Source organism: Capnocytophaga sp. oral taxon 324 str. F0483, assembly GCF_000318315.2.
GTDB lineage: Bacteria > Bacteroidota > Bacteroidia > Flavobacteriales > Flavobacteriaceae > Capnocytophaga > Capnocytophaga ochracea.
On record NZ_KB291528.1, the window covers coordinates 71,913 to 83,846 of the forward strand.

An 11,934-nucleotide genomic window follows, 5' to 3' on the forward strand; every position below is an offset into this window, starting at 1 on the left:
AGCTAACCATACCCACTTTACCTCTTATCTTATACTCTTCACCTAATTTCCTACTTCCGAATTCTTCTGATATATTTCGAAAAAAATAGAGTTATTTTGAGTGAAAAAACAAAGCAGAATGAAAATTTATATAAATTCTTACCTCTAACCTAACTTATTTTTGAAAATCAATAGATCCACTTCAATCCTATCAGATAAGTTCTCCCCGGAGAAATACTGGAGTAGAAACTCGTGGTTTTAGTTACATAATCGAAAAGATTGTCAATACCTGCTGTGAAGGTGAGGTGGTAGGGAAGTTTAGAGAATAGTTGCAAATGCCATATACTATAAGGTTCATAATAGGTATAGAGCTCATTGTTATTACTATCGGTATCGTGAATGCGGGTAGCACTTACGTATTTGCCACTCAACACAACGTTAGGAATATAGAGGGCATCACGCTTAGGAATGTATTCAACTTTTACAGTGAAAGTATGCGGGCGGTTTTCACCTGTACTATTGCTAATGTAGTAGTAAGCATACGAACCTTTAAAGCGGAAAGCTTTTGTAGGGTGATAAGTCGCCGATATCTCAGAGCTTACAATCTCAGTATTGCCATTAAAATTTACATAACGAATAGTATCACTGGCAGCCGTCCAGCGGAAGGCTATTTTATCTCTTACCGACGAGAGTTGCGTCATTGCGGTAATATTCACCTTCTTGCTGTCGAAATCTACTGAAAGGTTAAGGTTATTACTGGTTTCGGGTTTAAGGTCTTTGTTACCCATTATTTGGAAGCCACCCCCCCAAGGGTGAAACCAATTAGTGTAGAGTTCTTTCAAGGTAGGCGACCGGAAACCTGTGGAAAAACCTCCTCTAAAAGTAAACTGCTCTACCTTAAACATTCCTGACAAACGATAGGTAAAGTGTTCTTTAAAAAGTGAATGATAATCTATACGTGCCCCAGTTACCAAAGTGAAAGCAGGTGAGAGTGCCCATTCTTGTTGGGTGAAAGCAGTGTAGTTTTGTGCATTTTCTTTGGCTTCAGTGCCTGTATTATCAAAACGGAAACTGAGCAGTTCATCTGAAAATATTTCTGCTCCTGCTACTAACGAATGTTTTTCCCATAGCGATTGATTGTATTGCATTCCTGCACGCCATATGGTGTTTTCATAGTTCTTTTCTTTTTCTTTTAATAACGGGAAGTAGTTAAACTTGTCGTAACGGTCAAAAGCCCCCGATAGGCTTAATTTTTTGCTCTCAGTGAGTGCAATGTTAGATTTAGCCGATAAAGTGTAGTTATAGTATCTATCACGTAGTTTCCTTGAAGATTCTGTCCCTTGATTGCGTTCGCTGAAGTAGTAGTTAGGTGTAAGGGCAAGGTCTATTTTAGGTGATAAGTTGAAAGTAAGTTTAGGGGTAACCCCATAAGTAGTAAACCCCGCAATATTGAGTTCTCCTTTTTCAGAGGTAACAGCTGTACCATTTTTATAAACAGTTAATGGTTCGCTGTCTTCCAAAACATAAGGTTCGCGGAAATTGTAAAAAGATGTCAGGCGGATACTACCCCATTTCTGCTTGCTCCCCACGCCTACATTCGCTTTATGACTTTTGATGCTCTCGTACTGATAACTCGCGCTACCTTCAAAAGGTTTCTTAGCATTTTTGGTAATAATATTAATCACCCCTCCTAGCGCATTCGAGCCATAAAGAGAGGAAGAAGCCCCTTTGATGATTTCAATACGCTCAATATTATCCAAGTCAATGCGATTATAGTCAATATTGTCAAAAGTTTCTCCTGCCATACGCTCGCCATCCATTAAAAAGAGCACATATTTACCTCCAAATCCCATCATATTAATATTGGGCATACCTCCATCGTAAGTAAAGTTGATACCTGCAAATTCCGTTTCTAAAAACGATTGAAAGTCGGTAGCTTGCGATTTGCGAATATCTTCAGCGGTAACTACTTGTACGGTGATAGGTACGTTTTTTAAGTTCTTTTGAGCGCGTGTAGCCGTTACAATTATTTCATTGAGTTTTATAGGTTCATCTTCCTTCTTGTCGTTTTGAGCAAGGGTAGATAGTGAGTAGAATAATGAAATAAAAGCAGTGATAAAAATCTTTCGCATATTGATAATTTAATTTAGACGAAAGAGGCTGCCTATATCAAGACAGCCTCAGTGTGATTATTGTTTAGGCTTAAAACTTACCATCTTTGCTAATTAGATAGCTAAAAGTAACGTAGTTAGGTTTAGCCCCATCGTTATAAAAATCGGTAACTTGAAATTCAGCATATTCTCCTTTTGCAGTTTTAATTATGTAAACATACTTTGTAGGAGCATACACACTTGGCCATTTCCCTATATTGTTAGGTGAAAGAGAAACATAACCTGTTTTTGTTTCAAAATCTCCAGATACAATTGGAGAAAAAGTACCTTTTTTTTCTGTTAGATTAGGATAAGATCCATAAGACATTGTACCTTTTACATCTTGTGTATAACCTTCAGTAGGAGCAGAAGTAACAGCGTCAAAGTCGTTAGAGTCAGTTTTTATAGCTCCTCCTTCTCCTTTACCTGATACACCACCATTAGTTTTGATATAATGAGCAAAAAAAGCTATATCCCAATCTAAGCTATTTTCAGGATCTTGAATAGTTATAACTCCTTTTTTAAAAGAAAAGTATACCCAATTATCTTTGTTGAAAGTGTACAAGTTCTTCACTTGTGTTCCTTTTGAGATTTTTTTCTCTTCTTTGCTATCATTGTCCTTACTGCAAGAAGCAAAAGTAAGGGCTATAGCTAAAACTGATAGTAATAATCTAACTTTCATAATCTTTATTATTTGCTTTGATTATCACTCAATTGATATTTAAGTTTAGGATAATTAGGTGCTTTTTTGCTGTTTACTTCCTTATAAAAATCAGTTACTTGCACTTTAGCGTATTTACCATCAGCTGTTTTGATAATGTATACCCATTCATTAGGAGCGTAAACATCTCCCCATTTTTTTATATTGCTAGGACTGATGTTTATAGTACCTGTTGTAGAACCAAAGCCTCCTGTAAGTACTGGTGAAACGTTTACTTTAGTAGAGCTGTTTCTACCAGTAAAAGTTACTTCTTTGTCTTTTTCAAAACCTACTACTACAGTTTCTTTTACAGCATCAAAATCTTTTGATTCTGTTTTGAGAGCTTCTCCTTTTCCTTTACCATTCACACCACCATTGAGCTTTACATAATAACCTTTGAAAGCTATATCCCAAGTAGTATCAGTTTCTGGAGTGGTAACGCTTACTACTGCTCCTGTTGCCAATGAAAAGTATTGCCAATCGGCAGTAGCATCTAATTGTACTTCTGCAACTGCTTTGGTAAAAGTAAGGTTTACTTTTTCTACTGGAGCTTGTGAGGTAAGAGTATCATATTTAAAAGTAAGATAACCTAATTCACCCTTAGCGTTAGTATACTCAGTAATTTGCAATTTTACATACTTTCCTTTTACTGTTTTTACTACATATACATATTTGGTAAGTGTAATATGAGGAGCATTGCTTCCTGGTGTAGGAGGCATATAATTATAAAAACCTTTAGGGTCAGGGCTTTGTACTGTACCTGTAATGGCAGGATTAACTGAGATAGTTGTAGTAGTAGGAGTTGTTTGTCCTGGTTGTGGGCGCCCATAAGAAGTTACTAATATGTCTTTCTCATATCCTATGCCAGGGTATTGAGTAACAGTATTAAAGACTTTACTTCCTGTATTGGCTACTTCCACGCCTCCAATACCTGAAGTACCACCATTAGTTTTTACGTTATAACGATTGAAAGCGATATCCCAATTATCACTTGTGCGAGGATTGGTTACCTCTACTTGTTTCCCTTCTGAAAAAGAAAAATACACCCACTCTGTTTGTGAAGAAACATTTAATTCTTTAACTTCTTTAGCAGTAGAAGGTATAGGGGTCGGATTGTCGTCTTTACTACAAGAAGTAGTAAGCACCGTCATTCCTGCGATAAGCGCAGGAGCTAAAAATTTTAATCTCATAATATTGTTTGTATTTTGATTTGACGGCGCAAAGATACTACTTATTTAGAATTATACAAAACAATATGGTATTTTATTTTGAAAAGTTCAATATAAGCAAAGTTTTCCTCAATAGAAACTTATCAATATTCTCTTTTTGTGAGGGTGTAATTTGCAGAAGGAGTGATAGTATAATCTAAAAAAACATCAGTAGCATTTCTCAAAGCATAAAAGTTATTTTCTGGGGGGAAGTAGGAGAGTCCTATTTTAAGTGTATTGCCTCTGCATTCACTCAAAAAACGGTCGTAATAGCCACCGCCATACCCTATCCGATTGCCATATTTGTCATAGGCAAGAAGAGGAACGAATACTACATCTATGGTTTCGGGAGTTATAATAACACCTTGTTTAGGTTCGGGAATACCCCAAGCGTTATTAATGAGCTGAGTATCTTTGGTGAGAAGAATAGAGGACAGTGTGCGAGTATTGCTATCCATTTTAGGGACTACTATTTGCTTATTCTTATCGCGCAGTATGTCCAATATATAATTTGTGTTTATTTCAGCTAATCGTTCTATGGGGAGGAATATATGGTAAGTGTGATACTCCCATAAAGAATCAGGAAAAAGAAGTAACCTTTCAGCTATTTGTTGGCTGAGGAGGTCTCGCTCCTCAGCTGATAGGGCATTGCGTTTTTGCTTATAGAGTGTCCTGAGTTCTTTTTTTGTCATACTACAATAAGAGTTTGTTCAGTTCGCTACTATCACCATTGAAAATATTAAAATCTATTTTGACTTTTGCTCCCGCAGTAATACCATTTTCAGTGAATTGCCATAACTGCCAAGAAAAAACAGAGGTAGGGACTGACACATTATTATAATTGGCTATCCATAATGGGTATTGCTTGAATGTGGGATACAAATAATCTTCGTAAAAACTAATGTAAGTATAGATAATAGGTTTGTGTTTGTAGTGTTTTTCAACAATATCTAACCACGTTTGTACATCTTTAATAAACTGTTCTTTGGATTTCTTTTTAGGCAATTGTTCTATATCTAAAATGGGTAAGAAATCTCCTTTTTCCAACTGAGCATTCTTCAGGTAGGAGTTTGCTTGTAGCTTAGGGTCTTCGTCTGGACGATAGTAATGGTAAGCTCCTCTGATAAGTTGGTGTTTTTTAGCTTCTGAAAAAAAGTGTGCAAAGTTCTTATCGGTTCCATCGTTCCCCATTGTTGCTCTAAAAATGGCAAATTGGATAGGGTATTTTGCAGTTTTATTTCGGATGTAGAGGCTATCCCATTCTATTTCTTCGCGTTCTTGATAGTGCGAAAGGTCGATGCCGAAGACTTTATCGTAGTAGAGGCTTACGATATGTTCAATACGATTGCTTTCGTAGGTAGAGTTTATTTTACGGGCTGTAATTTTGTTTAGTATTTTTTGGTAAATGGCAGGATAATAGGTTCTGATATAGAAAACGCTACCTACTCCCAACAACAAAATGCATAGGAGGCTTACAGTAAAAAAGTTCCCAAATGGAGATTTCTTTTTTGCAGATATATGAGACTTACTTCTTTGTAGCTTTTTCTTTTTCATTTTGCAAATATACATTAAAAATCTGAATTACGTATAAATCTTTAAAAATATTAATTAGCGAATTAGCCGATTAGCAGATGTGAGAGTTAGCAAATGATGAGTAGGGATAAAAATAGTTATTTGATTGGTCGGACTTGTAGGAATCGTAGGAAGGACTCAGAGAAACTCGAATAGACACGTAGTTTCCGAAGTGAAACGAAAACATCATAAGCAGACTGAGGGTAATTTTGAAGAGAAAAAGCTATTAGGTGGGGATGCTTAGCTTATAGAAAATCTTGTTTAATGGTTAATGATTAATGGTTAATGATTAATTTGGGAGAAGCTTATAGGAAGCTTATAAGAAAGACGAAGAAAAGACGAACAATGAACGAAGAAATAGTGCTCTCAAAGTGAAGGTAAAGTGGAGCTAATGAAATGCTGTTTTGAGCGTTTTGCCTAATAAAAGTGAGGCTTAGGGGAAGAATGGGTCGATAGTTTTGGTAACTAAACTATTTTCTATTAGGAATTGGTTTTCAGGTGAAGCCAACTCTTTGTTTTTAATATCACATATCAAATCGTCGGATTGGGCGATAAGGGCGTATAGATAATCGGTGATAGAATGAACTAAGCAGGTGATAGGCAGTTGGGCAAGAGCGCGCAAAGTACGGAGCATTGCAATGATTTCAAAACCATTGTGAGCACTATCTACTAAAATACGCAGTTTGTCGTTGGGAGTAAGAATGTGGATGAAAGTTTCTCTAATGGTGTTTTCTAAAAGAAGAGATGCAGGTATATAGAGGTATTGAGCTTCTTTTAGCGATAAGGCTTGGGGCAAAGTATCAATAGCAGTTATCACTAATGATTTGCAAGATGCTTTGCTTTGTGTAAAATTCTCGATGTTCTGATAAAGTATTTCAGTGGGTTCGTTAGGCGAAATGCTTTCTTCTTCCATAGCCACGATGCGCAAAGAGGGCATTCCTTCTAAATACCCCATTGCGCGATACCCGCGTTCATAAGGTGGCAAACCAGCCATAGTTTCATTGTTTTTGCTCATACATTTCTTGTTTTATTCTTTTTTCAAAGGGTTCCCAGAGGCGTTTGGGTGTTAATGAGTCAGCGGTGTGATTTTTGGTAAAAGGATAGAAATCCCATTCTTTACGTGGATAAACTTCAACGGTACTATTTTCAGGAAAGAAAGTAGTACACTGTGTATTAAAAAACTGTTGTTCTTGCGATGCCTTAGCCTTTATTTGTTTTTGCAGACTGTGGTTTTTTAGCATAACCGACAATCCTCCTTGTTTATGAACTTGCTGGTATAGCACAAGAGCTTTCTTGTACATTTCGTAGCTGATAGCTTCAATTGCATACATTCCGTTGAGCAGTGTTGCGTTTCGGGTAGCAGTGAGTTGCTGAATGGTAGCTACATTTGCTTTTTCGGTATTTACGCTGTTCTTCTTAAAGAAAAGGGAATTTTTAGGCAATAAATAATCAGCACCTCCTAATACAGCAGCCTCGTAAGCTAACTGTACATAGTTTTGGTTATGCGACGATTTCAGAAGAGATAAGCCTCTATGAGATACTTCGGCTATTAAATGAAAGGGTAGGGTAGGGTAGAGCTCGCTAAATAAGCGACGAAAAGCGCGCAGTTTGGCAATTTCTAACAGAAAGCTACCTCCAACCGCTATTTTTACAAAAGCAGTGGTTACTTTTGAAGTAGTCAGTATTTCCTGCATTTGGGCTACTCCGAAAGCGATTTGTTGCACCATTGAAGCTCCTGTGTTTTGGTAGGTTGAGGTATCTACAGTGAGGGCATTGGTGAACAAGTAGTGTAAATCAGTAGGTAACCATTGTTGTACTTCGTCTTGAATAAGCTCAGTGTGCAGGTTGAGCAAAAAAAAGTGAACTGATTGGCTTTGCCAAAAAGCAATGCGTTTGAGGGTCTGTTCTTTATCGGATACAAAAAGAGGAACAGCTACTTGTGTTTGGATATCAACTGTATAAGGGCTTTTTACGTTCTCGGAAGTGTAAAAAGGTAAGATAGGAACGTCCTCTGCTGAAGTGTATATAAGCGACTCGTAGTCTCTTCCTTTCAGCAGGTATTGCAGTTGTTGTTTCCATTGTTTAGCAGTGTTCTCCATTCTTTGCTTTTTAGTGAAAGAAGTCTCCGTTACGGGAGAGAAATTGAATAAAAATTCTTTAAAAATTAAAACAAAATAATGTTTTCGTAATTACGTAGGTTTAACTTTGCCAATGTTTCAAACTTTGGCAAAGTATAGAGGATAGCCAGATTTTATCCTTTAGCTTTTTCGGTAGGGCGCAACACCATACGATACGACTGGTCTTTGCTGATATAATAACCTATCCAGTTGTACAAAGCTTTTAGTTTGTTGCGGAAGTTTACCAGTGACATTATGTGTATAAACGCCCAAATAGCCCACGCTACGAAGCCTTTGAGGAAAATGTGTTTAGGCAAATCGGCGACGGCTTGGTTACGACCAATAATTGCCATTGAACCTTTATCGACATAACTAAAAGGAGTAGGGTTTACGAAATCTTTATTGAAGTTTTTTCCTAAGTTATTGGCTTGTTGTATGGCTACTTGTGCGAGCTGAGGGTGCCCTTGAGGGAAGTGAGGGTCGGCAGTCATAATAGATGAATCGCCGATTGCATAGATGTTCTCGAAGCCTTCCATTTTGCTATAAGCATCGGTTTTCATACGTCGTCCACGACCCAAGTATTGCTTGTCGTCAATACCTTTGAAGGTTTTAGCTGAAATCCCCGCTGCCCATATGAGGTTACGAGCATCAAGTATGGTACCGTCCGAAAGGTATACTTCGTCATTCAGAAAATCGGTTACCTGTACTCCTAATTTGAGTTTTACACCTTTTTTAAGCAAGATTTTTTCGGTATATGCTTGGGCTTTTTTACTCATAGGAGCAAGTACGGTGTTTTGTCCGTCGATGAGATAAATATCACCTAAATCGTCATAAGTAAGCTCAGGGTAATCCTTGCGCATAATGTTCTGTTTCATTTCAGCAAAGATGCCTGATAGCTCTACCCCAGTAGGACCTGCTCCTGCAATAGCAAAAGAGAGTAACTTACGGCGCAATTCTTTGTCCTCAGTACGGGTAGCGCGCTCCAAACGGGTGTATACTAAGTTGCGAAGCATAAGGGCGTCGCCTACGGTTTTCATAGGCATTGCTTTTTCTTCTACATCTTTGTTACCAAAGAAGTTTGATTCAGCTCCCGTAGCCATTACCAATACGTCATAATGCAGTTCTCCATTGCTCAAGATGAGTTTGTTTTCCGATGGAACGACTTCTCGCAAGGTAGCCATTCTGAAACGTGCATTTTTATACTTGCGAAATAGACGGCGGAAAGGGTAGGAGATAGATGATGGCTCCATAAAGCCTGCAGCCAACTGATATAGTAGGGGTGGAAAGAAATTGTAGTTATTCATATCCACCAAGGTAATTTTATATTTACCAGAGCGGTTTAACACTTTTACTAGCTCTAAGCCAGCAAAGCCACCGCCCACAATTACGATATGCTTTTTGTTTTCCATAATGATTATTTTAATTAGCTAATTAACAAATTTGTCAATCAGCTGATAACAATGTGTAATTATAATGTTTTATTTTCTTTTTCAGTGTTTTCTTCTTCTTCGTCCTTAGGGAATATCTCAATCTTAGGTTCTTTGATAGTTTCTTTGTTGGACAGACTGCGTTCTAAGAAAAGCAATAGACTTGGCAAGAGTAGTAAGTTCGTCATCATTGCAAAAAGCAAAGTAGCTGATATGAGTCCGCCGAGTGCTTTGGTACCTCCGAAGCTGGAGAGCAAGAATACCGAGAAACCACAGAGTAGTACGATAGAAGTATAGAACATACTTACTCCTGTTTCGCGTAAAGCTGCATATACCGATTTGCTTATCTTCCAATTACGTGCTACTAACTCTAAGCGATATTTAGCTAAGAAGTGAATAGTATCGTCTACCGAAATACCAAAGGCAATACTGAACACAAGTATAGTGGAAGGCTTGAGCGGAATGCCAAAATATCCCATCAGTCCTGCGGTGATGAGTAGCGGTAAAAGGTTAGGAATGAGTGAGACAACTATCATCTTGAACGAACGGAACATATACGCCATAATGAGCGCAATGAGCAAAATAGCCAAGGCTAATGACCAAATGAGGTTGGTAGCTAAATAATTAGTACCTTTGGTAAACAAATAGGCTTTACCGGTAATCTTCACTTCATACCTATTACTTGGGAAAAGCTTTTGAGCTTTGGTGTAAATATTGTCCTCAATTTGTTGCATCTTCTCAGTACCAATATCCTTCATAAAAGTAGTGATGCGTGCCGTTTGCCCCAATGAATCTACATAAGCGGAGAGCATATTAGCATTACCTTTAGAGTTTTTGACGTATGAAAGGATAAAGTTTTGCTCTTGGGTAGTGGGCAGGCTATAATATTTAGGGTTGCCATTGTAATAGGCTTGTTTGGCGTATTTCACCAAGTTTACCAACGAAAGCGGTTTGGATATTTCGGGAATTTCCTCGATATGAGTGCAGAGTTCGTCAATGCGTTTGAGATTCACTAACCGAGTAACACCGTTCTTCTGCTTCGTATTAATAGTGATTTCCAAAGGCATAATTCCACCATAATTCTTCTCGAAGAAAGTAATATCGTCAAAAAAATCAGCTGACTTAGGCATATCTTCAATGAGACTCCCTGAAATTTTAATTTTGTAAATGCCTATGATACTCAAAATGAGCAATGCAATAGCTGTTGTAAATACCGCAATGCGATGGTGTTTAACTGTATTTTCAATGAATTTGATGAGTCCACCTATCCAGTTGCGATGCAAATGCCTTAGGTGTTTTTCCTGAGGTATGTGCATATAACTGTAAATAATAGGGATTAGCAATAGAGAAATGAAGAAGATAGATACTACATTGATAGAAGCAATGACCCCAAACTGTTTGAGCAAAGAACTTTCGGTAAAAATAAAGGTAGCAAAACCGATAGCCGTAGTGAGGTTGGTGAGCAGGGTTACATTGCCTACATTGCGGATTACCCTAATAAGCGACTTGGCTTGGTTGCCGTGCTTACTGATTTCTTGTTGGTATTTATTGATGAGGAATACACAGTTCGGGATACCAATTACAATGACCAAAGGCGGAATAAGTCCTGTGAGAATGGTGATTTCGTAGCCGAAAAGCCCTAGAAAACCAAATACCCACATTACAGCAATCGATACCACGCCCATAGAGATAAACATCGCCCTAAATGAACGGAAAAAGAAAAAGAAGATGGCTGAAGTAGAGAGTAGGGCAGCCAAGATGAATAACCCTATCTCGTCCATTATGTTTTGAGCGCTGAGGGTACGAATATAAGGCATACCCGAAGTGTGCACTTTGAGTCCGGTTTGCGCTTCGAACTTCTCGACTATGGGAATAAAATCGTTTAGGATAAAATCCTTGCGGGCTTGTGTATTGACAATCTTTTTGTTCATATACACGGCTGTTTGCAAGGTATTCGTTTTCTTGTTGTAGATGAGACCTTCGTAGAAAGGCAGTTTCTCGGAAAGTACTTTTTTGAGACTATCAGCTTCAGTTTGGTTTTTTACTTTTCCTTCGATAAACTTATGGGTAATAAAGCGCTGCTGGGTAGTGTCTTTCACTAAGATAGGCAAATTGTCGATAGAGATAACAGCGTCTATCTGTTTGAACTTTTTTAGTTCGTTACTAAGGGCAATCCATTTGTTGAGTACCTCAGGTGTATAGATTTTTTTGTCGTCTAACGCCATTAATATCAAGTTACCTTCTTCGCCGAACTTATCGAGGAAGTGCTTGTACTCCATATTCACAGGGTGATCATCGGGGAGCATATTTGCTTCGGTAAAAGTAAAGCGCACGTTCTTCCACTGTGTAGCTAAGCCCCCAGTGATAGCAGCTATGAGTAGTAAAAAAGCAATTCGGTTGCGCAATATTAAGCCCGCAATGGTACCCCAGAAGCTGGCTTTTATCCATCTAAACATCTTGATATCTCTTTATTTTCTGAGGGCGCAAAAGTACAAAATAATATACAATTACAAAAATAAATATCAATGATTAATGGTTAGCGGTTAATGATTAATAATGATTTTATGAATTGATAGGGAGTTTGACGTAAGAGATAGATGGCGTAACTTAATTAGCAAATGAGAAAATGAGAAAATGAGGAAATGTGGGAATTAGAAAATGTGGGAATTAGTTGGAGAATATCGGGAGGGGCTTGAACTTCGGAGGAAAACGAAAAATATCAGAAGTGGACTGAGAGGGATTTTAGCGAAAAAAGGCTATTAGGAGGGTGGGGTTAGCTTA

The 11,934-nt window shown here is 37.9% G+C and carries 9 protein-coding genes; all 9 read right to left on the reverse strand.

What is annotated here, in order from left to right; translation table 11 throughout:
- Positions 1-167: 167 nt before the first annotated feature.
- A complete protein-coding gene (locus HMPREF9072_RS08940; protein ID WP_009411403.1) occupies positions 168-2,111 on the reverse strand; it encodes a TonB-dependent siderophore receptor in 1,944 nt (647 codons plus the stop codon).
- Positions 2,112-2,181: 70 nt separating this feature from the next.
- Positions 2,182-2,811: an HmuY family protein gene (locus HMPREF9072_RS08945; RefSeq protein WP_009411404.1), complete on the reverse strand. Its 630-nt coding sequence runs from the start codon at positions 2,809-2,811 to the stop codon at positions 2,182-2,184.
- Positions 2,812-2,819: 8 nt separating this feature from the next.
- Positions 2,820-4,019, reverse strand: coding sequence for an HmuY family protein (locus HMPREF9072_RS08950; RefSeq protein WP_009411405.1), 1,200 nt, complete (start codon positions 4,017-4,019; stop codon positions 2,820-2,822).
- Between the two features lie 122 nt (positions 4,020-4,141).
- Positions 4,142-4,729: a 5-formyltetrahydrofolate cyclo-ligase gene (locus tag HMPREF9072_RS08955; RefSeq protein WP_009411406.1), complete on the reverse strand. Its 588-nt coding sequence runs from the start codon at positions 4,727-4,729 to the stop codon at positions 4,142-4,144.
- A 1-nt stretch (position 4,730) separates the two neighbouring features.
- Complete coding sequence (locus HMPREF9072_RS08960; RefSeq protein ID WP_009411407.1) at positions 4,731-5,591, reverse strand: glycoside hydrolase family 25 protein; 861 nt, start codon at positions 5,589-5,591, stop codon at positions 4,731-4,733.
- A 451-nt stretch (positions 5,592-6,042) separates the two neighbouring features.
- Positions 6,043-6,624, reverse strand: coding sequence for a hypothetical protein (locus tag HMPREF9072_RS08965; protein ID WP_009411408.1), 582 nt, complete (start codon positions 6,622-6,624; stop codon positions 6,043-6,045).
- A complete protein-coding gene (locus HMPREF9072_RS08970; protein ID WP_009411409.1) occupies positions 6,608-7,708 on the reverse strand; it encodes a methylmalonyl-CoA mutase family protein in 1,101 nt (366 codons plus the stop codon). Before HMPREF9072_RS08970 ends, HMPREF9072_RS08965 begins: the two co-directional genes overlap by 17 nt.
- 152 nt (positions 7,709-7,860) lie before the next feature.
- Positions 7,861-9,135: an NAD(P)/FAD-dependent oxidoreductase gene (locus tag HMPREF9072_RS08975; protein WP_009411410.1), complete on the reverse strand. Its 1,275-nt coding sequence runs from the start codon at positions 9,133-9,135 to the stop codon at positions 7,861-7,863.
- A gap of 59 nt (positions 9,136-9,194) precedes the next feature.
- Complete coding sequence (locus tag HMPREF9072_RS08980; RefSeq protein ID WP_009411411.1) at positions 9,195-11,609, reverse strand: RND family transporter; 2,415 nt, start codon at positions 11,607-11,609, stop codon at positions 9,195-9,197.
- Positions 11,610-11,934: the final 325 nt, after the last annotated feature.